Origin of the sequence: Chryseobacterium sp. 22458 (assembly GCF_052044975.1) — a bacterium.
Lineage (GTDB): Bacteria > Bacteroidota > Bacteroidia > Flavobacteriales > Weeksellaceae > Chryseobacterium.
On the sequence record NZ_JBQEOA010000004.1, the window covers coordinates 610,649 to 632,247 of the forward strand.

At 37.3% G+C, this 21,599-nt stretch carries 22 protein-coding genes; 17 read left to right on the top strand and 5 right to left on the bottom strand.

Annotated features, from left to right (window positions below; all coding sequences use genetic code 11):
* Positions 1-58: 58 nt before the first annotated feature.
* From ACTJJF_RS17080 to ACTJJF_RS17125, 10 genes are all read left to right on the top strand, one after another.
* The gene (locus tag ACTJJF_RS17080) at positions 59-409 is read left to right on the top strand and encodes a four helix bundle protein (RefSeq protein ID WP_440700406.1); all 351 of its coding nucleotides are present in this window, start codon (positions 59-61) and stop codon (positions 407-409) included.
* Between the two features lie 56 nt (positions 410-465).
* Positions 466-3,648 carry a carbamoyl-phosphate synthase large subunit gene (carB, locus tag ACTJJF_RS17085; RefSeq protein WP_440700407.1) on the top strand — a complete coding sequence of 1,061 codons (3,183 nt, stop codon included), beginning with the start codon at positions 466-468 and terminating at the stop codon, positions 3,646-3,648.
* Positions 3,649-3,842: 194 nt separating this feature from the next.
* Positions 3,843-4,370: a hypothetical protein gene (locus ACTJJF_RS17090; RefSeq protein WP_440700408.1), complete on the top strand. Its 528-nt coding sequence runs from the start codon at positions 3,843-3,845 to the stop codon at positions 4,368-4,370.
* Positions 4,371-4,573: 203 nt separating this feature from the next.
* On the top strand, positions 4,574-5,011 hold the full coding sequence (locus ACTJJF_RS17095; RefSeq protein ID WP_440700409.1) for a RidA family protein: 438 nt from the start codon (positions 4,574-4,576) through the stop codon (positions 5,009-5,011).
* A gap of 305 nt (positions 5,012-5,316) precedes the next feature.
* The gene (locus tag ACTJJF_RS17100) at positions 5,317-8,079 is read left to right on the top strand and encodes a S8 family serine peptidase (protein ID WP_440700410.1); all 2,763 of its coding nucleotides are present in this window, start codon (positions 5,317-5,319) and stop codon (positions 8,077-8,079) included.
* A 10-nt stretch (positions 8,080-8,089) separates the two neighbouring features.
* A complete protein-coding gene (locus ACTJJF_RS17105) occupies positions 8,090-9,736 on the top strand; it encodes a hypothetical protein (RefSeq protein WP_440700411.1) in 1,647 nt (548 codons plus the stop codon).
* Positions 9,737-9,808: 72 nt separating this feature from the next.
* Positions 9,809-10,255 (top strand): hypothetical protein, encoded by a 447-nt coding sequence (locus tag ACTJJF_RS17110; protein WP_440700412.1) that lies wholly within the window; start codon positions 9,809-9,811, stop codon positions 10,253-10,255.
* Between the two features lie 120 nt (positions 10,256-10,375).
* A complete protein-coding gene (locus ACTJJF_RS17115) occupies positions 10,376-11,167 on the top strand; it encodes a hypothetical protein (RefSeq protein WP_440700413.1) in 792 nt (263 codons plus the stop codon).
* A 99-nt stretch (positions 11,168-11,266) separates the two neighbouring features.
* Complete coding sequence (locus tag ACTJJF_RS17120; protein ID WP_440700414.1) at positions 11,267-11,713, top strand: hypothetical protein; 447 nt, start codon at positions 11,267-11,269, stop codon at positions 11,711-11,713.
* A gap of 61 nt (positions 11,714-11,774) precedes the next feature.
* Positions 11,775-12,494, top strand: coding sequence for a hypothetical protein (locus ACTJJF_RS17125; RefSeq protein WP_440700415.1), 720 nt, complete (start codon positions 11,775-11,777; stop codon positions 12,492-12,494).
* 39 nt (positions 12,495-12,533) lie between these two features.
* Here the strand turns inward: ACTJJF_RS17125 and ACTJJF_RS17130 are convergent, their stop codons facing one another.
* The 3 genes from ACTJJF_RS17130 to ACTJJF_RS17140 form a co-directional block, all read right to left on the bottom strand.
* Entirely contained in the window at positions 12,534-13,751 is a 1,218-nt protein-coding gene (locus ACTJJF_RS17130) for a helix-turn-helix domain-containing protein (protein WP_440700416.1), read from the bottom strand.
* A gap of 83 nt (positions 13,752-13,834) precedes the next feature.
* On the bottom strand, positions 13,835-14,368 hold the full coding sequence (locus tag ACTJJF_RS17135) for a hypothetical protein (RefSeq protein WP_440700417.1): 534 nt from the start codon (positions 14,366-14,368) through the stop codon (positions 13,835-13,837).
* 47 nt (positions 14,369-14,415) lie between these two features.
* The gene (locus ACTJJF_RS17140; protein WP_440700418.1) at positions 14,416-15,210 is read right to left on the bottom strand and encodes an alpha/beta hydrolase; all 795 of its coding nucleotides are present in this window, start codon (positions 15,208-15,210) and stop codon (positions 14,416-14,418) included.
* Positions 15,211-15,599: 389 nt separating this feature from the next.
* Here ACTJJF_RS17140 and ACTJJF_RS17145 point away from each other — a divergent pair, with 389 nt between their 5' ends.
* On the top strand, positions 15,600-16,091 hold the full coding sequence (locus tag ACTJJF_RS17145; RefSeq protein ID WP_440700419.1) for a hypothetical protein: 492 nt from the start codon (positions 15,600-15,602) through the stop codon (positions 16,089-16,091).
* A gap of 175 nt (positions 16,092-16,266) precedes the next feature.
* On the opposite strand, the gene ACTJJF_RS17150 is transcribed toward ACTJJF_RS17145, so the two are convergent.
* Entirely contained in the window at positions 16,267-17,298 is a 1,032-nt protein-coding gene (locus ACTJJF_RS17150) for a hypothetical protein (protein WP_440700420.1), read from the bottom strand.
* 15 nt (positions 17,299-17,313) lie between these two features.
* Positions 17,314-18,165, bottom strand: coding sequence for a hypothetical protein (locus tag ACTJJF_RS17155; RefSeq protein WP_440700421.1), 852 nt, complete (start codon positions 18,163-18,165; stop codon positions 17,314-17,316).
* A gap of 67 nt (positions 18,166-18,232) precedes the next feature.
* Between ACTJJF_RS17155 and ACTJJF_RS17160 the strand changes: the two genes are divergently transcribed.
* The 6 genes from ACTJJF_RS17160 (at position 18,233) to ACTJJF_RS17185 (ending at position 21,559) form a co-directional block, all read left to right on the top strand.
* Positions 18,233-18,751: a Crp/Fnr family transcriptional regulator gene (locus ACTJJF_RS17160; RefSeq protein ID WP_312305808.1), complete on the top strand. Its 519-nt coding sequence runs from the start codon at positions 18,233-18,235 to the stop codon at positions 18,749-18,751.
* 55 nt (positions 18,752-18,806) lie between these two features.
* Complete coding sequence (locus tag ACTJJF_RS17165; RefSeq protein WP_440700422.1) at positions 18,807-19,355, top strand: DinB family protein; 549 nt, start codon at positions 18,807-18,809, stop codon at positions 19,353-19,355.
* 42 nt (positions 19,356-19,397) lie between these two features.
* Positions 19,398-19,910 carry a methylated-DNA--[protein]-cysteine S-methyltransferase gene (locus tag ACTJJF_RS17170; RefSeq protein WP_440700423.1) on the top strand — a complete coding sequence of 171 codons (513 nt, stop codon included), beginning with the start codon at positions 19,398-19,400 and terminating at the stop codon, positions 19,908-19,910.
* Between the two features lie 149 nt (positions 19,911-20,059).
* The gene (locus ACTJJF_RS17175; protein WP_312305799.1) at positions 20,060-20,662 is read left to right on the top strand and encodes a DUF2911 domain-containing protein; all 603 of its coding nucleotides are present in this window, start codon (positions 20,060-20,062) and stop codon (positions 20,660-20,662) included.
* Position 20,663: 1 nt separating this feature from the next.
* A complete protein-coding gene (locus ACTJJF_RS17180) occupies positions 20,664-21,191 on the top strand; it encodes a GNAT family N-acetyltransferase (RefSeq protein WP_440700424.1) in 528 nt (175 codons plus the stop codon).
* Positions 21,188-21,559: a cupin domain-containing protein gene (locus tag ACTJJF_RS17185; RefSeq protein ID WP_065397381.1), complete on the top strand. Its 372-nt coding sequence runs from the start codon at positions 21,188-21,190 to the stop codon at positions 21,557-21,559. Before ACTJJF_RS17180 ends, ACTJJF_RS17185 begins: the two co-directional genes overlap by 4 nt.
* Positions 21,560-21,599: the final 40 nt, after the last annotated feature.

The following is a 21,599-nucleotide window of genomic DNA, read 5'->3' on the forward strand; positions in this document are numbered from 1 at the left end:
ACAAGAACCAAGAGTCAAGATTTAAGAACCGGGATTAAAGATTTAAGATAGAAAATATATGCACAACTTTGAAAACTTACTTTTCTGGCAAAAATCTATTGCGTTGGCAAAAAATATATACATTATTTGTCAGGAGATCAGTAGTGATGAAAAGTTTGGTTTAATTTCACAGATTAAAAGATGTACAGTTTCTATTCCGTCTAATATTGCTGAGGGTTCTGGAAGAAATAGTAATAAAGAGTTTAATCATTTTCTTGCTATTGCTTTAGGTTCTGCATTTGAATTACAAACTCAATTGATTTTGGTTAAAGAGTTAAATCTTTTATCAGAAGAAAAAGTAAGTATCTTATTAAAAGAAGTTTCCGAAATTCAAAGAATGATTTATTCATTCAAAAATAATTTAAAATAAAGTCTGGTAATCTAGGCTCTTGGTTCTAGATTCTTGACTCTAATAAAAAAAGAAAAATGGCAAAACGTACAGATATAAAAACAATTTTAGTAATCGGTTCAGGACCTATCATCATTGGTCAGGCAGCTGAATTTGATTACGCAGGAACGCAGGCTTGTCTGTCTTTGAAAGAAGAAGGCTACAAGGTAATTTTGATCAACTCAAACCCTGCAACGATCATGACAGATGTGGAAATCGCAGATAAAGTATATATCGAGCCGATTTCACTACAGTTTGTAAGCCACATCATCAGAAAAGAACGTCCGGATGCTTTATTACCAACATTGGGAGGTCAGACAGGACTGAACATGGCGGTAGAATTGGAAAAATCAGGAATTCTTGAAGAATGCAAAGTGGAAGTATTGGGAACTAAGCTTTCTGCCATCAACAGAGCAGAAGACAGAGACCTTTTCCGTGAGCTGATGAGAGAACTGAACGAACCGGTTCCTGAATCTGATATCGTAAATACGGTAGAAGGAGCGCTGGCTTTCGCAGATGAGATCGGGTATCCTGTAATTGTTCGTCCTGCCTTTACCATGGGAGGTACCGGAGGTGGTATTGCTTCCACTGAAGCAGAATTAAAAGAAATTGCAGAACTGGGATTAAAGCACAGCCCGGTGACACAATGTCTTATTGAGAAATCAATTGCAGGTTTCAAAGAAATAGAATACGAAGTAATGCGTGATGCAAACGACAACGCCATTGTAGTTTGTAACATGGAAAATATTGATCCGGTAGGAGTTCACACTGGTGACTCTATCGTAGTGGCGCCTTCTCAGACACTTTCTGACAGAGAGTATCAGCTATTGAGAAATGCTTCTCTGAAAATCATCAGAGCTCTAGGAATTGAGGGTGGATGTAACGTACAGTTAGCTTTAGATCCGCATTCTTTCGATTACTATATCATCGAAGTAAATCCTAGAGTTTCCCGTTCATCAGCATTGGCAAGTAAAGCAACAGGTTACCCGATTGCAAAGATTGCTGCAAAAATTGCTGTAGGATTGACTCTGGATGAAATCATGAACCCGGTAACAGGTAAAACATACGCATGTTTCGAGCCCGCTCTTGACTATGTGGTAACAAAATTCCCAAGATTCCCGTTCGATAAATTCGAAACAGCAGACAGAAGACTTTCTACTCAGATGAAAGCTACCGGAGAAGTAATGGCGATCGGAAGAAACTTCGAAGAATCTTTGCAAAAAGCGATCCGTTCACTGGAAACAGGGATCAAACATTTAGGATTAAAGACAAAGCAGGCTCAGGCACTTACTGCTGAGGAAATCGAAAGAAGAATCAGAGTGTGTGATGATGAAAGACTATTCATTATCGGAGATGCTTTAAGAAGAGGATATGACTGGGAGCAGATTGTAGAATGGAGTAAAATTGATAAATTCTTTATCTGGAAACTGAAAAAGTTAGTTGACTTCGAAAAAGTAATCGCTGTCAACAAATTTGATAAAGAAACTTTAATTGAAGCTAAGAAATTAGGTTTTGCAGATATCAATATTGCAGTTCTTTGGGAGGTAAAAGAGCGTGAAGTGTTCAACTTCAGAAAAGAAAACGGAGTAATGCCGGTTTACAAAATGGTAGATACCTGTGCTGCTGAATTTGAATCTGAAACACCTTACTTCTACGGAACTTATGAAGAAGAAAACGAAAGTGTGGTTTCTGCCAAAGAGAAGATCATTGTATTAGGATCCGGACCTATCAGAATCGGGCAGGGAGTTGAATTCGATTACGCAACGGTTCACTCAGTATGGGCGATCAAAGAAATGGGTTACGAAGCGATTATCATCAACAACAACCCTGAAACTGTTTCTACAGACTTCTCAATCTCTGATAAACTTTACTTCGAGCCACTTACAGAAGAAGATGTAATGAACATCATCGAGCTTGAAAAACCTAAAGGGGTAGTCGTACAGTTTGGTGGGCAGACAGCGATCAACCTTGCAGATAAATTAGCTTCTCACGGAGTACAGATCTTAGGAACTTCATTAGAAGATCTTGACAGAGCTGAAAACAGAGATAAGTTTGAAAAAGCTTTACAGGAAATGGGAATTCCTCAGCCAAAAGGAAGAACTTCCACTTCTAAGGAAGAAGCCATAAAAATTGCCAATGAAATCGGTTACCCGGTATTGGTACGTCCAAGCTACGTTCTTGGAGGTAGAGCAATGGAAATCGTATATGCTGAAGCAGAATTGGCTCACTATATGGAACATGCGGTAGACGCAAGCCCTGAGCACCCGGTTTTGGTTGATAAATATATGGTAGGAAAAGAAATCGAAGTAGATGCCATCTGCGACGGTGAAACAGTAGTGATTCCGGGAATTATGGAGCACATCGAAAGAGCAGGAGTTCACTCCGGAGACTCAATCGCAGTGTATCCGCCACAGAATATCTCTCAAAGTGAAATTGACACTTTGGTAGATTACACAAAGAGACTCGCAAAAGGACTGAATGTAATCGGATTAATGAACATCCAGTACGTTCTTTTCGAAGGAAACGTTTATGTGATCGAGGTAAACCCACGTTCTTCAAGAACAGTTCCTTTCTTATCCAAAATTACAGAGGTTCCGATGGCTAACCTTGCTACAAAAGCAATTTTAGGACAAAAACTGAAAGATTTAGGATACGAACACGGATTGGTTCCAAATAAAGAAGGAGTATTTGTAAAAGTTCCGGTATTTTCATTCTCTAAGCTAACGAAAGTTGATATCTCTTTAGGCCCTGAAATGAAGTCTACCGGAGAGGTGATGGGGAAAGATACCACTCTGGAGAAAGCACTTTATAAAGGTCTTGTAGCAGCAGGCAGAAAAGTTCCTATGCACGGGTCCATCCTGTTCACGGTAGCAGATAAGCACAAGCAGGAAGCCGCTGATCTGGCTGCAAGATTCCATGAGGTAGGATTCAGAATCTGGGCTACGGAAGGAACTGCAAAATTCTTCGAAGAAAAAGGAATCCCTTGCAAAATCGGATACAAAATCGGGGAAGAAGACGTTAATCTTATCGATCTGATCCAGAAAGGAAAAGTTCAGTATGTTGTCAATACCACTACAAAAGGTAAGCAGGCTGAAAGAGACGGATTCCAGATCAGAAGAATGAGTGTGGAAAACGGTGTACCTTGTTTAACTTCAATGGATACGGTAGAAGCAATCCTGAAAGTGATCGAGAGCATGAGCTTCAAGATGGAGACGATGTAATCGTTAACTTATAAATATTTAAAACGCACCTGATGAATAATCGGGTGCGTTTTTTTATTATTTTTGGTCTTAAACCTAACGGGTTTTCAAAACCTGTTAGGTTTAGTTTAGAATTCCTTGATAATTATGATGGCTCTAATCTGAAAACCAAATCGAATAGTAAAATGTTATTTATTGATAAGCTTTGTAAGAAATTGAAATTTTCTTTTTTATTATTTCTTATTCTTATTTGTTCCTGTACAGCAAAAAAAACTGCTGAGTATCCTTCTGAATTCCAGAAATATGAATTAGCCTATAATGCCACTACCCATAAGTTTAATCAGGAAAAACCCTTTCTCAAAGAATACCATTCTGATGCGTCCGGAGTGAAAATAATACCTGGAATCTATAAAATTCAGAACTATGCCATTTATGGAAGTGAGAATTTTAAAAATGAAAATTCATTTTCAAATTCAATGATCAGAAAACTTTCAAAAAAATATACAAAATCGAACTGGAGAAAAGATCATCAGTACAAAACTATACCTGTTTCTAAGTTAAAGAATTTTCACGGACCATTACAGTACATATACTTCTCGGAAATCAGGAATGATTCATTGAGAGCTGAAATTTTAGCAAACCCCTTCACCAAATACTCTATGACAAAGGCAGAGCATTATTTGATCATATTTGAAAATAATAAAATTAAATCCGTTCAAAAGAGTGTCAGTCACTATGATTGAAAAATGATAGAGTCATATGATCTCTGATTCTAAAAAGAAGACTTGTATTGGGAAGGTTTTTAACACCAATTTAGTGTATTCACTTATATTAAACTATCGTTAATCGGAATTTGAAATTTATTGGCTTAAAAATTTTAAATTAGTAAAGAAAATTTACTTATGGATTTGCAAATAAAATTATTTAAAAACTAAAATTAACCGTTATGCGATATCTTATACTGTTTCCTCTTATTCTCCTTTTTGGTAAAACGTATTCACAGGATTCCAAAATAAAAAAAGAAAAATGGCATTGGAATAATAATAAAGCAAAGCAAGACACCGTTGCTGGCTATACGCAGGTTTTAAAAGTCGATAATATTCTGTACATTTCCGGTGCTGTGGCCACTGAAATAACTCCTGAAGGAATTACCTCCGTTTATAATGACTTAAAAGCTTCTCTGTCCAGTTTCGGAGCTACCTTTGAGAATGTTGTTAAAGAGAATTTGTATACCACGGATATTGATCAGATGAAAAAGCTGAATAACGTCAGAAAAAAATTCTACAAAAATGATTTTCCTGCAGCTACCTGGGTACAGGTACAAAGATTATATATGCCCGCCGCTAAACTGGAAGTTGAACTGATTGCACACCTTCCTCAATAACTGAACAAAAAGTTTTTTATTGTATTAAAACCTGTTAGACTACTTATTTATTATCACACAAAAGTGCTATTTTCCGTTACAATCATTCATGGTAACTTTGAAAATATTCTTAGAAATAGTAATCTTTTATTACAGATTATTGAGCATTTTTCCGTAATTTTTAATTGCTTTTTTAAAAGAATACCTATCAGGGAGATTGTTGGTTATTGAGGAGTTCATGACATACTTTACAGCTTATTGATGGTAAGTCAGATATGGTTTCAGTTTCTCTGGTTTTTGAATGAATAACCCTAAAAACTTATACTATGTTTAATTTTTTAAATGCTGGGGAAACAAAAGCGGTCATTGTTGACAGACTGGCGAATCAGTATGATCAGATTATCAAAGATCACAATAAACTTGAAGAATTACGCTCGTTAAATTATCCTCTCATCAACCTGGAGGATGATCAGAAGCGTTTTGACATCAGAATGGCCCGCAAGGATATTAATTCCCGTTTGGGAATCGAAAAAATAATCGGCGGAAATGATCTTGTAGACATTGTAAATCTTTCAAAAATACTTCAGATCTCCCAATCAGTATGCCGGATTTTGTATAACAATCAACCTCTGGGATCTGGCTTTTTGATCAACGGGAATATTTTAATGACCAATAATCACGTCATTTCCAGTAAGGAAGATTGTGAAAACATTAAGGCTGAATTTTTCTACGAAATTGACGAAGAAGGAAGGATACTGAATCCTGTCCAGTTCAGGCCTGAACCGGAAACGTTCTTCTTTACTTCAGACATTCAGCAAAAGCCGGAAGATGAGTTTTCAGGATTAGACTTTACAATGGTGGCATTAGAAGAACTTAATGTTAAAGGAAAAAAGATTACAGATATTCCTTCTCTGGAAATAGACGGCAATGCAGGTAAAATAACCAAAGGAGGAACGTGTATTATTATACAGCATCCCAACGGACAGCCTAAAAAGACCTCTCTGAATAATAATTCTTTTTTCTCAGAAACTCAGGACCTCATTATGTATGAGACCGATTCTTTATCAGGCACTTCAGGCGCACCGGTCATAGCATTGGATACCTGTGAGATAGTAGCCCTGCACCAGACAGGCGTGCCTAAAATGGATGAAAATAAAAGGCCTCTTACAAAATCAGGAGCAGTTGCCACTTTAGATACACCGGATGATGAGATTGAATGGGTGGCCAATGCCGGAATTCGTATCAGCAGAATACTGGAGTTGCTGCAAAAGAAAAATTTTGATGATCCGGCCCAAAACCTTAAGAAAAATGAAATTCTTGCAAGAACTCAGAAGATCAAAAAAGAACTCAAAGAAGTTGTTAAGAATCAGCCGGAAATTTCTCTTACTGAAGTAAAGAATGAAGGCCAAAAACTAAAAGACCCTGTTGCAATAATTGATCAGCCGGTATTGAATACAAAAAAAACTTCGGATGAATCAAAAAAGTTTCCATTCATTATTCTTGCGAAAAACAGCCCGGAAAATTTTGACAGACTTGAAGCAGAGCTTGTATTGAATTATGGCAGAGATTTCAGTCTCAGTCTTGCGACTCCGGTTTCTGCCAGAGAAAATGAAGAAGAATTATTTGTGCTGGATATTTCTACAGGAGGCAAAAACCCGAACGAGTTTGCCAGAGAATTACTTTCATTGGAAGAAATTATTCATGCAGAATATGATAGTGAGATCTATCTGAATATGGAAGTGACCTATGAGGATCAGTTTAAAGCAGTTGAGAGCTCAGGTTCAAAAGATTTTAATAATGAAAAAAAATTTCTTGAATTATACAGCCAATCCAGTCAATATGTAAAAGGCAAGTCTAAGGAAGACTACAGGAAGTGGAACTGGGAAGCCGTAAATTATAAAGGAGGTATAACAGATGCCATAGGAAATTCAGTGAAAATTGTCCAGTTTGATACAGGCTATTCTCATCACCCGAAAAACTATGGTTCATTTGACCTTACTGAGGACTTTGATTTTGTAGATAATGATGATAATTCCAGAGAAGAAGAACATCGCAAAATATTTACCCTTGCAGATGCGGGCCACGGTGCAAGAACAGGAAGTATTATTATTGGAAACCTTTATTCTGATGCAGAAGAAAACGGCAATCGTGGTTTATTAAATCAAAATGACGTTAAACTTATCCCTTACCGGGTTGCACAGGATGTAATGATCATTGGAAGACAGGAAGAATTGGCCAAAGCAGTGGATGCAGCCATTGCAACCGGAGCAAAAGTAATTACCACAAGTATGGGATTACCTCCTACAATGACGACCTATAACCTATCCAAAAAAGTGTATGAAAGAGGGATTATATGGTGTTGTGCAGCAGGAAATGAAGTGAAAGAAGTTGTCGCACCTGCGGTACATCCGGGAACCATTGCCGTCGCAGCATCGAATCCCGATGATAAAGAATGGAAAGGATCATGCCGGGGAAAAACCGTAGATATTACAGCTCCGGGAATGCATGTATATGTCCCGAAATCCTTAAAACTAGATTCCGGACTGTTCCGCTACGGAATGGCATATGGTCACGGTACAAGCTATGCCACTCCTCATGTTTCTTCTGCAGCTGTACTCTGGCTTTATAAAAACAGAGAAGACTTAAAAGCATACCACGGATATCAAATCGTTGAAGCCTTCAGAAAAAGCCTTAAAGATTCTGCAAGAACCAAACACAGCCTTCCCCCTAAGGATTTCGGAGCTGGGATTTTAGATGTTGATAAGCTTTTGAAAAGCAAACTTCCGGCAGCTTCCGGTTTAAATAATGCGTACGATGGTGAAGATATCAGCCGTGTTGCTATGGAATTCCGAACTGTAGGAGAAAGTTTAAAGATGCTCTGGAACGGAATCATGAGAAGTATTATGACAGGTATAAAAGCTGAAGAAAGCCTTCAGTCTGAAGATTTTGAAATGTCTGATCATGCAAAAAAAATTGTGAAACGTAATGCCCCGCTGGGTAAAGCTGCTGTAGAAAGCTTAAACGATGGTGACGGAAACCAGTCGCTGGCCACATTCAATGCAATAAGACAAAAAGTACTTCATCCTTAAAACACACCGTATGAAAAATATATTTGATTTTCACTTTCATTTGTTATTTAAACATCTGATCAGTAAAAAAGATACCGGCCGTCTTCCATTGAGCTCAAACTTTAAAACAAAAGGGTTAATGAGTGTCATAGATGAATTTATGGGCAATGCATTCGACAGCCAGTCTTCACCGGCAATGGTGAAAAACAGTTCCCTGGGATACGGAGTGACTGCTCTGATGGCAATGGAATATGCTTTTGCCGAAAACATCAATGGCTTTTTTAAAGGCTTTAGTTCTTCTAAACTCCCTATAAACTGGGATTTTATAGATCGTGTGAAAAACAGGGAAACTACCTATTTTGATTTGTTAAAAGAAGAAATAGCCTATTACCAATCCAATTATACTACACTGGAAAATGATTTCAAAATAAAATTTATCAGCCGTAAAAACCCTCCCGCCGAAGACATTTTCAGCAATCAGCAATATACCTATCTTGCATTTTCTGTAGAAGGAGCGCATAATTTTTCGAATGCTAAAATAAGAGATGCGGCAGCAGCTACTGAGCCGGAAAAGTGTTACCGTGAAATTCAGGATGACCAAAAAAATGTAGATCTTTTCAGCATCAATCTGGTTCACCTCAGCGAAATTCCTGAGCAGCATATGTGCGGTTTTGCACAGGCTTTAAACGGAACAGCGCAAGTAGCCTTTAGAAGTGAAGACTTTATCCCCAAATCAGGTTTTGGAATTTCAGATAAGGGAAAAGACTTTATCCGTACCGTATTCCTGCATCCATATCCTTCCCTTATTGATATTAAGCATATGAGTGTTTTTTCCCGGCACAAATTTTATCAGTTCCGGGAAGAATTAGGTGTACAGCATCCGGAAACACTCCGGTTGCCGATTATTTCATCCCATACCGGTTTTACATTTTCCTCAATAAAAGATTTTTTAGAACAGAAAAACTATCGTTCTGGTTTCAGGTATGTTCAGGGAAAAACGATCTGTGAAATTCAGGCTAAGAATCATTCAATAGGCAAAACAGATTTCCTTTTGAATAATAAATTATTCGGCAATCCATGGACCATCAATCTGTTTGATGAAGAAATTCTGGAAATTATGAAAAGCAACGGTCTGATAGGAATTTCAATGGATCAGCGGATTCTGGGAGCTGCTAAAACGATGATGGATGGCTCCAGACCTGAATATTTTAAAGATCCGGAAGCAATTCCTCTTTACGAATGGCGCAAGTGGTTTAAAGAAGGAACTTTTGATCTGAAAGAGGCTTTCATAACTGAAGACAAAACAGACCGTGAAGTAAGACATATCTATCTGCTTTGTGCCCATATTCTTTATGCGGTAAGGTTAGGGTACTCGGAAATGAACTGGGTAGGAGAGCGCAGCCCATGGGATCATATCTGCATAGGATCTGATTATGACGGGCTTATCAATCCTATTAATCCTTACGATGATGTGACAACTTTAGGAAAACTTAGAAATGACCTTCTTGTTTATTTGCCCATTGTAGACAAAAGACTGGAACCGCTGAAAGACATCAGAGTATTTAAAAATAACAATTCCGGGTCTATAGATGAAGATTATCTTGTACAGTGCGTAGATAAATTTCTAACTGAAAACGGAAAGAATTTTTTGAAAAGATTCCTTAATAATTGGAACTAAAAATGAAACCTAACAGGTTTTAAAAACCTGTTAGGTTTAGAACCCTCTAGCTTTCAACAAAAAATAAAAACCATGAAACTTATTTTTAAAGGAGATCAGATCAGCATTAAGATTGCTGTTGATAAAGCAAATGAAATTCTTAGAAATCCCAAATTTTTTGAGGAAATTAAAAAAATCCCTAAGTTTTATAATACACAATTAACTCCTACTCAGATTTCTGACATCCTTAGAGAGGCCAGTCAGGAAATTCAAGTGGAGACATATTGGAGGATCAATCCGTTTAGACCGGGAACCTGTGTAAATGCCAAAACGGTAAGTGCTACTTTAATAAAGCTTAATACACGCTGTTTTAGCAGCAATTTAAAAACAGGAGTCAATACATTGATCCATGAAAGCGTCCACGCCGCTGATTTTTTAGATGGAAACTGGGATTTTACCCATGTTGATAATAGGAATGAAGGAGAGGAAGATGGTACGGCACCATGGATGATTGGTAAATTAGCAGAACAATTTGTGTAATGGTAAGATCAAATACAAAATTCCTTGCTGATTTAGGAATGGCTGGGATAAAATAATTTTATAAAATATTTTTAAATTACCATCCAGGCCGTATATTAGCATAAAGAGATATACAGCCCAATGAAATACAAATATTTAGTTTATATTCCGTTACTTACAGTTATTTCCTGTAATAAGCCTGAACCAAAAGTTGAGACTCATTCTGAGACTCCAAAAACAACAGTTGCTTTAGCATCAGTAAAAAGCCAGGGAACGAAAGAAATATCATGGAAAGGTTTTCTGAATGGAAAGACACCTGTGTTTATCCATTATCAGCTGGATGGCAACTTAATTGTTGGAGAAATCACCTACCTGAATACGAAAAACAAATTGCCTATCATGCTTTTAGGAACCATAGAAGAGGACCATAGCTACAGGATCTTAGAATTTGAAAAATCAGGAAATATAACAGGTGTCATTATCGGAAAACCAACAGATAGTGCTTTTAAGGGAAGCTGGTTTTCACCCAAAACTAAAAAAGAACTTGCACTTAACCTTGTTAAAAAGGATACAGCGCTTGCTTCAAGGCAGACAGAAGCAAAATTGGACGATGTGTTCGGAAAGTATCATTATCAGTATGGTGATGCCGGATATCAGGGAGATATGGAAATTAAAAAATTACCGGATTCAAAAGCCGTTTTTGGAATTACATCCGTTACCAGTGAACCGGCAAGAAACCTTGCGCAGATAGATGATGATACCATCAGTCTTAAAACAACCAGTTTTACTTATAAGTTGTCTGATACAGAAGATTGTGAATTCAGAGTAAAATTCTACAAAGGATTTGCTGTGGTTCAATATACCAAGGGAGTATGCAGCGGACAGTTCGGAATGAATGCAACAGTTGAAGGCATATATATCAAGACAAAATAATAATCCGGAATGGATTGCGTTTTATCGATGAAAAAGGTGAACAAAAATATCAGCATTTTGTTCATTCATAAATTATATCCATAAAGCAAATTAAAAGAGATGAATAGTATAAAAAGAAACTGGATTGTATTCGGAATTATCTTTGTTTTTATTTTTTCAGGGTGTTCCATCCCTACAGATTTTTATATTCAAAACCTGACCGGGACACAAAAGGTCTTAAAGATCAATTATAAAAAAGGAAGCTCTAAGAGATTTTCAGAAGATCCTTACGGGGTATTCAGTTTCAACTATGAAAATGATATCGTAAATCCAAAGTTTTTTAAAAAGAATAGAAAAAATCTGAAGTCTCTGGAAAAGAAAACAGACAGTACCAGTGCTACTATCATAATAGAGGCCCATTCAACGGTACGGATCGAAAAAACACACAATTTTTACTGGAGCTGGAATATTGAAAATATTGAAATTGACGGTGAAAAATACAACAGTAAGGATCTGGAAGAGAAATCTGAAAGAATTAAGGATGATTATATCTTTAAAATTGAATAAGAATTTCCGGTTAATTGTGTTTTTTAGTAAGTTTACCTGAAAAAATTGTAAAAAACATTCCATGAAAAAAATGATACTAAACTCAATTCTGCTTGCAGGCTTACTTTCCTGCACCAAAAACGCTGAGAGTTTTGAAAGTTCTTCATCTTCGCAGACAGATCCGGTTTCCATTGATAATTTGAATATTCAGACCAATTCTTTTACAGAAATTGATAGTACGGGAATTCTGATGTTTCCACTGCAAATGGGACAGAATCCCAGAAAAGACGGTGGATATTCTTATAAAGAAATGCCGGACAACGGATATTGGAACATCGTTTTTCTGAATTCGAATACGAATGAATACCATCTGCTTACCGACAATAAGGTTCTTATCCTTAATTATGATTATAAATATAATGCTGAAGAAGGTACTAATATATCCAAAAAAACAGATCACATTTTTTATAATATAAGAAGCAAGGATTACAATAAAGATAAGTTGCTCAATGAGAAAGATCCGGTTTACCTGTTTGTTTCTGACAAGTCTGGTAAACAATTAAGACAAATTTCACCGGCAAACTATGACCTGAACAGCTGGAAATACATTCAGTCATCCAATAAAGTTATTATGACGGCTACAAAAGACAGCAATAAAAATGACCTATTTGATAATGAAGATGAGATCTCAACCTTTGAAATTATTTTGGGCAAGTCTGAAACTCCAAAAGAAGTTTTTCAGTCTGACTTGAAAAATAAGCTGAAAAAACTCTACGACAGGGATTGGAAGAAGATAAAATAGAAGGAATAAATTACCACGCATTCTTACCGAAGATGAACGTTACGATTTAGAAATAGAAGAAGAGGGTGGTGTAGAAGAAGGAATATAATACGGATTACTCTTTTCATCATCAGGCTGTACTTCGATCTTGAGTTGTTTTGCATATTGACTTGGAGACATTCCCGTGATCTTTTTAAAGTTCCGGTTAAAACTTGTTTTGGAATTAAAACCGCATTCAAAAGCCAGTGACAATAATGTATACTGCCTGCTATCAGGCTGTGAAAGCAACTGTTTGAAAGCTTCTGCTCTTAGGGTATTGATATAATCATAAAAATTTTTTCCTTCCTTAGAATTAATGACCTGGGAAAGCATGCCGGGCTGTATAGCCAACATTTTGGCCAGATCTCCTAAAGTAAGCTCCGGGTCTTTATAGCATTCTTTTTCCTTCATCAAAAGGGTTAATTCTTCCTGAATTTCAATAGCCCTGGAGTCCTCAAGCTTTGTTCTTTCATATTTTATACGATCTGCCGTTTCTGAAGCGGATTCTGTTGTTGGCAGTACCTCATTTTCAAGTGCAATGGGATGAATCACCTCATGAGCTGATAATACATTAGAAAAAATACCAACCTGACGGATTCCGAAATACCCGATAAAAAAAATAAATAATCCAACAGCAATATAAAGAACCTGTACCGGTTGTATAAAAATCACAACAATCCATATAAGTCCCATCCCGAAAATAAGATACCGCATCCAGTTAAGAGTAATCTTATCTGTATTAGAAAACTGTCCCACAATGTTGCGCCTGTGCCTGTGCAGTAGAATGAGTGATCCTGTGATGTAAGCAACACCCGAAATCATAATGGCAGCAACCATACCTTTAAATAAAGTTTTGAAAAAAGACTGGGTTGATAATGTACTGAACTGTACTGTCGGAAGTATAAAAATCAGTAGACATGCCACAGATACTGCCGGAATAAAGTGAATAATATACTGTTTCTCATGACGTTGCTGGCCACTTAAAAATAAAATATACAGATAGAGAAAAGGTCCATGAAGAAAAGGTAATGGTAATTCCCATCCCAGTAGCAGAGGTACTTTATAAATAATTCCGGAGGCATAGCCTGCAATAAACAGCAGATGAATCAGAGCAAAAAAGAACCAGGCACAGAGAATCCTGTCAGCAGTACTTTTGTTCTGCTTACTGATCAGTATAATGAACAGAAACAACGATATTGAAATTCCGCCTATATAAATAAGTTCCCAGCCTATTGCCATTGTTATAAAAAATCAAAAAGTAAAAATAGTAAATAATCAGACTGTATATATTTTCGCTCAATGATTTGTTTATATTACATTTTTTATTTGTAGAGTCTGATTCCAAGCCCTACTTCCAGATAAACCAGATTGGTTAATGTTCCCTGCGGATAATACCGGATGGGACTGAAAGGAAGATATAGCCTTGTATCAAACGTATATCTCTTTTTTCCTACTGAAAGCTCATACATTAATCCATAATCAGCCACTGTATGATGAGTACTGATACTTATCCTTTCAAGTTCCGGATGTTCCAGTGTTTCTTTAAAAGCAATATGCCTTATCCCGCCCAACGCCAGCAAAGTATGTCGGCTTTTTCTTTTTTTTCCATATAGAGAATAGCCAATTCCGAATTTCTGGGACAAAGAATAATTGTAGTGGGTTTTGATGTATTCAGGAGTATTGCTGAACATCAAAAAGCTAGTCATAGAGTGGGAGACTGCAGAAAATCTGTAATTCAAAGGCCGGAGCACCATAACGGATATGGTTGGTTTTACCGGACTTCCTGTAGTACCGATAGCAGGCTTTATTTCAAGGATCTTTTCTTGCCTGATGGTATCCTGTGCCTGTAACTGCATCCCAATAATTACAGGAAGGCAAATCAATAATAAACGCATATAAAATATTAAGGTTGGTGAAAATAAAAAGAGATTGCTTTTCGGATATTGGGCTTTTTAGAACCCAGATGATCCAATCCGACAGCCATATGATATCCCTGAGAAAATCCCTTATAATGTTGATTAAGGATCTGGCGGAAGGCTTCTATAGGCGGAAGCATTCCGCCTTCTTCAAGTCCTCCTGCGGCTAGAAAGAATCTACCACTTCGGGACTGGTTTCCGGACCTGTTTTTTTTTTCGTTAAGAAGAACGATTTGATCTCCTATCCAAAGCGAGGGGCTCAGGCAAAGATAATTTCCAAAAGTATCGGGGTAATTGGTAAAGCAATAGGTCCCCAGAAGCCCTCCGGCCGAGTGTCCTAAGATAGTCCGGTCTTCTCGTGCAGAAGCGGCATGGAAATCTTTTTCCAATCTGGGGATCAGCTCTTCATTAATGACCCTTACAAATTCATCCGCACGGCCAGTCCCGCCTTTATAAGGAACGGGAAGATAATCATCTAATCTGTCGTTACCCCAGCCGATACCTACAACGAGAATATCATGGCGTCGGAAATTTTCGGATTGCTTTTGAACTTCCCGGGCTGCAAAATCAAAATCCCATTTCGAATCTAAAACATACAACGTTTTATATTTTACGTCAGCAGAATAATTTTTCGGTAATGCCACTTTGATGGGATAAGTACTTCCATTAATAGAGGATGTAAAACTAAACTCCCTTACATATTGCTGATCAAATTCATCTTCCCGGCAGGAGATTAAAAAAAACAGCATAATACTAAGACATGTGATAACTGATATTTTCATTTAGATCGGTTTTTATTGACAGCATTTCTTTAATGTTGACAATGCAAAAGTAATGGTGGTATTGAGTCTAAACGCTCCATCCTATAAGGTGGTCTTTATTTTAAATGATTGTTATTCAGTATATTGTGTGTGGGTTGTTTTTTGGTCATGATATTGAAGTAAATAGTGGCTTCGGGATATTTATTCTATATATATGAACAAAAAAGGGAGAGGTTTCAATAAACAGCAATATTTTCAATTCTATAAGTTTAGAGCAACTGAGATGGAAAAAAACAGAATGTAAAATCTGTTATTTTTTGCGGATTTATTTATAAATTAGTGCGTTACAAATAAAAACTTCAAACCATAGTAAAAAACGGATAAAAACTTCATCAAACTAAACAACAACCATGGCAGAATATTACGCAAAATCAAACAATTCTTTATCTTTTGAAGTGATGGATGATGATCAGCCGGTAGGGAAACTTACTTACAGCAGCTGGTTTAGTTTTAAAGCTGAAATAGAGACTTTGGACCATATTTATCAGGTGGAGCCAAAAGGATTCTGGGGAACAACCATAGAGCTGAAAGATAATGACAGGGTGCTGCTTAAGTTCCGTATGAACTGGAATGGGGAGATTGTGATGCAGACTTATTTTGATGAGATAAAGAGCGGCTATCTTTTTAAACATAGAGGAATTTTTAAAGACTCATTTGTGTTGGCAGATCAGCATGGAACAGAGCTTTTTGTCATGAAACCGCATCTGAAGTGGGATACTCTGAATTATGAATATCAGATTACAACCTCCGAAAGCTTTGATGTACTGTCAAATAAAGAAATACTGCTGCTCAATTCATTACATTGCGCCAATTATTATATGTCAATGATTGCAGTGGTTTAACTGCTGGTCAGCAGATGTTGTGATGAAGTATTTGTGTTTATTTAGCAATATTTCAGTTGCAAATGAAGTGTTTATAAAGCAGAAAACGGGCTAAAGCCCGTTCCCGTTGAATCATATTATTCCTGCAGATAAATGCAGGTTTTTCGATAATCTTTTACCAGTTTGTTTTTATCCCTTAATGTCTGTTATCACAGTTAATGGTAAAATCTTTCTCATTTTTATCTAAAAAAGTAATGGAAGGACAACCGAAAGACTGCACCATAAATCCGAAAGCTACAGGAGGTTTCCCTTTGAAAAGGTAACCGGTCCATTGCATGGCGTTGGTACCATCAGTTCCTATTCCGTTGAGAGGAGAGAATTCTGCACCGTCGCTGCCTGCTGTGGTTATTGTTTTTTCAAATGTTTTTTCATTGCGGTCATTGATGACTACTAGCTTACGTTCCATCATTATATCATCTTCAAGATATTCCTGCAGATAATAGGTCAGGTTTTCATATTGGGCCTGATAAGTATTTCCTGCTTTAAGTCTGGATTGGGTAAAATATTTTTTTGAAATATCAGGGCCGGCCTTCTTCCACGCAAAAGGCTTCATTTTACCTTCGACGAATGGGTTTTTATTTCCAAAATAGGCAACAGCATTGTTATATTGGTCATAAATATCATTATTCTGCTGGGCGGCAAGTTGAAAACCTACCATATAAGACGCAGGGTCCACTTCGTTACCTTCCATAGAATAGGCATCCAGATAGGCAACGGCTTTCAGCTTATTTAACGGAAGCTTCTGAAGCTTGTTGAATTCATAATTATAGAGGTAAAGTGAATCATTTTCAGTAAGGTGAAGGCCATCCAGCATTTTCTTTCTGTGTTGTGGATCGAGCTCCAGATACTGCATCTCTTCATAAGAAGCATTCTTTTGGTTTTTAAAGACTTCTTCCTGTATAGAATGAGGTTCGGTATAAATATCTGATACGGAAATAAAAACATCTGCCAGAGCATCCTTCTGTGCAGAAGAGATCAGGCTTATGCTGTAAATATTGAAATTGCTATAATCTATTTTATCTTCAGCTTTTGCTGTTTTAATAGAATCAACTGTTGGTTTTGCTGTATTGTCAACCGTTTTCTTTTCTTCTTTCTTACAGCTGACAATGGCCAGTGGAAGGGATAAAAGCACCAGGGCTGTTTTGGTCTTCATAAGCATTCTTTGCATGATTATTGTTTTGAATTATAATTGGTAATAAGCTTCTGAGAAGTATTTACTGGGCTTGATGTAGGCTGTTTTTCTGTCGGCATCAATGATCCAGATAAACCGGCGAAGCATATCCGCTCCAAAATAGCTGGTTTTTTGTGTTTTGAGTTCTCCTGCGAAAAATCCGACAGAAGGGTTTTTAAAAACAATATTTCCCAGTTTAAAAAAAGGAAGAACGGCCTGCTTTGTAATCAGACTTTGTCCTTTAGAATTTTTCAGTGTTTTTTCACCTGTTACTTTTAGTTTTTTATCCAGTTCTTTTTCCTCTGCAAAGCTGTTACTGTAAAGAAGACCTCCCGAATAACCGGACTGGAGTAAAAAGTATTCCTCCTGCTGTCTTTTCCCATCAACAATATTATCACCGGAAATATAAAAAAAGTCTTGATCTGCAAGAATCTGAATGGGCTGAAATTCCTTTACATCAGGCTGCTGGTCATAAATGACAAACTGATTATTGTCGTAATCTATTTTAAAGGCTTTTCCCTGGAAAAGACCGGTGCCGATCTTTCCATCCGCTTCATATCCTGTAAGTTCATTGTCGAAAAAACGAACGTTTTGCAGCGTAAAATGACCAACTTCCACAGTATTGCCATCACTGATTTCTTCTTTGTCGAAAACAATATGATCTGCTTTCCGCTGCCTTTGAGGAGAGATAGAGCAGTCCTTCATAGCAATCTGGAACATAAGATCCAGAGAATCTTTTTTGTTGACCACAGTTTTTACAATAATGTTATTATGTTTGGTAACCCGGAAAGGAATAGTCTGCTGGGCTTTCATACCAAAGCATCCGGCAGTGATCAGTAAAAAGAGCGTTGTTTTTTTGAGCATTATAGTGATTAGTGTTTAAACCTTTAAAATTACCTATTATCTTTGGAAAACCAAATAATAAAATAAAATGGTTGAAAAATTGCTTCAAAGCGGAATTCATTGGGAAAAGAAAGAATTCAGACGGAATGAGTTCCTGAAGATCGCAGGCAGTACGGATACCTCTATTTACTTTATAGAAAAAGGAAGTGTAAGGATTTTTATGACCGATGAGCATGAGGAAAGGATTATCCGCTTCGGATACACCGGGAATATTATTGTTTCTTTGGATTCTTTTCTGAGCGGGAACCCTTCAGATCTTTATATTCAGGCGATTAAAAGAACCTCAGTGAAAGTTGCTTCAAAAAAAGATTTTTATGAGTTCATACAATCGGATGAAGCGAATATGAAATTCTGGATGCATATTCTGGAAGATCTGGTGCTCCAACAGCTGGAAAGGGAAAAAGACCTGCTCATCAATGCTCCGGGAGAACGTTTTGAAAGAGTTTTAAACCGAAGTCCCAGGCTGTTTCAGGAAGTTCCCAATAAATACATTGCCAATTATCTGAGAATGTCACCGGAAACCTTATCAAGACTTAAAAAATCTTGAGCTCAATCAATATTTAAGAACAAACAGATCCGGAAATTTGTATAAAAGAACAAGAATGAAATTTTCAACCTCAGAATTACTGGATGAATTAAAAAACAGAACCCGGCAACATCTTCAATATGCTGAAATCCTGATATCCAAAACCCATGAAGAACTGAATATAAGACCTTCGTCAGACAGTTGGAGCATATTGGAATGCCTGGAACATCTTAACAGGTACGGAGATTTCTACATCCCGGAAATTAAAGATAAAATAACGGCATCAGACACAACTCCCCAACCTTTTTTCAAACCCGGAATGCTTGGGAATTACTTTGCGAAAAGCATGCTTCCAAAGGAAAAGCTCAATAAGATGAAAACGCTTAAAGCGATGAATCCAATCCATAGCCAGCTGAATAAGGAAGTCGTAGAAGAGTTCATCAGACAACAAAAACAGCTGCTGGAATTATTGGAAAAAGCAGGAAATGTAGATTTACAAAAGATAAAGACAGGGATCAGTATTTCGAAACTGATCAGGCTAAAGTTGGGTGATACTTTCCGGTTTGTGATTTATCATAATGAAAGGCATGTTGTACAGGCAAAAAGAGTTTTGGAAAATAACTGAAAAAGATGATTTGATTTCCAGAAAAAGCTTAATTTTAAACTAATGGAAATCATACATCAAAAAACAATACAAACCCCGCTGGGTGAGATGATCGCCTGCGCTGTAGACCAGGGAATATGCCTTTTGGAATTCACAGACCGCAAGAATATTGAAAAGCAGCTGAAGTCTTTATCAAAAGCTTTGAAAGCCGATATTGAAGAAAAAGAACATCTCCATTTCAAGCAGCTGGAAGCAGAACTGGAAGAATATTTTGATGGAAAAAGAAGTCATTTTGAAGTTCCGTTGTTTACTACGGGTACTGAATTCCAGGAAAAAGTATGGCAGCTTCTGCGTGAAATCCCGATGGGTGAAATAAGAACGTATAAACAACAATCAGAATTTCTGGGTAATCCTAAAGCGATCCGTGCCGTAGGAACAGCCAATGGAATCAACAAAATTGCGATCCTGATTCCCTGTCACCGTGTGATTGGTTCCAATGGTGAGCTGATAGGCTATGCTGGTGGGATCTGGAGAAAACAGAAATTATTGGAGCTGGAAAAGGCTATTTTGTTTTAATGTTTTCATTTTCAATAGCTGGTAACTGATTTTGGCAAGATCTTTTTAAAGCCATACTGTTATAGAATAATATCGGGAAAATAAAAATTATTGGATCAGGAGAAAGCTATTTTGTTTTGATTTTTGTAATTTTAAACAAAAATTTACACGTGAAAAAGTTATTAGCAGCAGTTTGCATTTCAGTTTCAGCATTCAGTTTTGCACAGGACTATTCTGTACCGGCAGCAAGCCCGCGTCAGAAGGTAGAGCAGCAGTTTTCTATGTCTAAAATTTCAATCGACTACGGAAGACCGGGGGTGAAAGGACGTAAGATTTTTGGAGAATTGGTTCCTTATGGTCAGGTTTGGAGAGCAGGGGCAAACTCATCTACAAAAATTACATTTGGGCAGGCCGTTAATTTCGGAGGAAAAACAGTTCCTGCAGGTACATATGGACTATTCATTGTTCCTACAGAAAAAGAATGGAAAGTGATCCTGAATAAAGACTTCCAGCAATGGGGTGCTTATACTTATGATCCTAAGCAGGATGTAGTAGACGTTACCGTACCGGTGAATAAACTGGCAGACAAGCAGGAATGGTTTGAAATTACCCTGAATCCTACAGACGAAAACTCAGGAAACCTTGTGATCAAGTGGGATATGGCCCAGGCTGAGGTTCCATTGAAGCCATCCAAACTGGATACGGTGATCAAGATTTCTGATAAATTGAAAGAAATCAAGAAAATAGAATCAGACTCTACCAAAAAAAGCTAGCATGAAATTTTCTGTTCAGTCTGTTTTAGAGAATGAAGAATATCAATTAATCCCCTTACGGCAAGGGGATTTTGAGTCTTTATATGAAGTAGCCTCCGATCCTAAGGTTTGGGAACAACACCCTAATAAGGACCGGTACAAAAGAGAAGTTTTTGAAAGCTTTTTCAGGGGCGCTATAGAGAGTAAGGGAGCTTTTAAAATTGTGGAGAAAGCTACAGGAGATGTATTGGGAAGCAGCCGCTATTATAATTTTGATGAAGCGGATAATCATATTTTTATCGGGTATACTTTTTACGGAACGAAATCCTGGGGGAAAGGCATCAATCCGCAGATTAAAAAACTGATGCTGGACTATATTTTTCAGTTTGTAGATAAAGTGCATTTCCATATCGGGAAAGAGAACTTCCGTTCACAAACCGCCCTGGAAAGGCTGGGAGGCATCAAGATTGCAGAGGAGGAAGTGGCTTATTTCGCTGAAGCTACCCGTACTAATTTTGTATACGAAATCAGAAAAGAAAATTGGATATGAAAAAATATAAGATCCAGCAATCCCCGTTTGTAGTGCCTACTACGGATGGAAAACTTATTGAAGAACATTGGGGGAATTCTACAGGAAATTCCAATGTTTCCATCGCTCATATGGTGGCACCTCCGGATTGGAGTGAGCCCCATCAGACCCCTGAATTTGATGAGTTCACCTACATTATTTCAGGTAAAAAACAATTTGAAATAGATGGTGAGATTGTTACACTGGAAAAAGGACAGAGTATCCTGATTGAAAAAGGCGCCAGAATCCGGTACAGCAACCCGTTCTCAGAAGCTTGTGAATACCTTGCGATCTGTCTGCCTGCATTTTCTATGGAGCTGGTGAACAGGGAAGAGGAAGGAGTAGATTAGTATATAATATAACAATGTACCAATTTGATATTGGTACATT

Coding starts and splice junctions, on each gene's coding strand:
- ACTJJF_RS17080 (WP_440700406.1), top strand. CDS start 59: ATGCACAACTTTGAAAACTTACTTTTCTGGCAAAAATCTATTGCGTTG.
- carB (WP_440700407.1), top strand. CDS start 466: ATGGCAAAACGTACAGATATAAAAACAATTTTAGTAATCGGTTCAGGA.
- ACTJJF_RS17095 (WP_440700409.1), top strand. CDS start 4,574: ATGCGATATCTTATACTGTTTCCTCTTATTCTCCTTTTTGGTAAAACG.
- ACTJJF_RS17100 (WP_440700410.1), top strand. CDS start 5,317: ATGTTTAATTTTTTAAATGCTGGGGAAACAAAAGCGGTCATTGTTGAC.
- ACTJJF_RS17105 (WP_440700411.1), top strand. CDS start 8,090: ATGAAAAATATATTTGATTTTCACTTTCATTTGTTATTTAAACATCTG.
- ACTJJF_RS17110 (WP_440700412.1), top strand. CDS start 9,809: ATGAAACTTATTTTTAAAGGAGATCAGATCAGCATTAAGATTGCTGTT.
- ACTJJF_RS17115 (WP_440700413.1), top strand. CDS start 10,376: ATGAAATACAAATATTTAGTTTATATTCCGTTACTTACAGTTATTTCC.
- ACTJJF_RS17120 (WP_440700414.1), top strand. CDS start 11,267: ATGAATAGTATAAAAAGAAACTGGATTGTATTCGGAATTATCTTTGTT.
- ACTJJF_RS17125 (WP_440700415.1), top strand. CDS start 11,775: ATGAAAAAAATGATACTAAACTCAATTCTGCTTGCAGGCTTACTTTCC.
- ACTJJF_RS17130 (WP_440700416.1), bottom strand. CDS start 13,751: ATGGCAATAGGCTGGGAACTTATTTATATAGGCGGAATTTCAATATCG.
- ACTJJF_RS17135 (WP_440700417.1), bottom strand. CDS start 14,368: ATGCAGTTACAGGCACAGGATACCATCAGGCAAGAAAAGATCCTTGAA.
- ACTJJF_RS17140 (WP_440700418.1), bottom strand. CDS start 15,210: ATGAAAATATCAGTTATCACATGTCTTAGTATTATGCTGTTTTTTTTA.
- ACTJJF_RS17145 (WP_440700419.1), top strand. CDS start 15,600: ATGGCAGAATATTACGCAAAATCAAACAATTCTTTATCTTTTGAAGTG.
- ACTJJF_RS17150 (WP_440700420.1), bottom strand. CDS start 17,298: ATGCAAAGAATGCTTATGAAGACCAAAACAGCCCTGGTGCTTTTATCC.
- ACTJJF_RS17155 (WP_440700421.1), bottom strand. CDS start 18,165: ATGCTCAAAAAAACAACGCTCTTTTTACTGATCACTGCCGGATGCTTT.
- ACTJJF_RS17160 (WP_312305808.1), top strand. CDS start 18,233: ATGGTTGAAAAATTGCTTCAAAGCGGAATTCATTGGGAAAAGAAAGAA.
- ACTJJF_RS17165 (WP_440700422.1), top strand. CDS start 18,807: ATGAAATTTTCAACCTCAGAATTACTGGATGAATTAAAAAACAGAACC.
- ACTJJF_RS17170 (WP_440700423.1), top strand. CDS start 19,398: ATGGAAATCATACATCAAAAAACAATACAAACCCCGCTGGGTGAGATG.
- ACTJJF_RS17180 (WP_440700424.1), top strand. CDS start 20,664: ATGAAATTTTCTGTTCAGTCTGTTTTAGAGAATGAAGAATATCAATTA.
- ACTJJF_RS17185 (WP_065397381.1), top strand. CDS start 21,188: ATGAAAAAATATAAGATCCAGCAATCCCCGTTTGTAGTGCCTACTACG.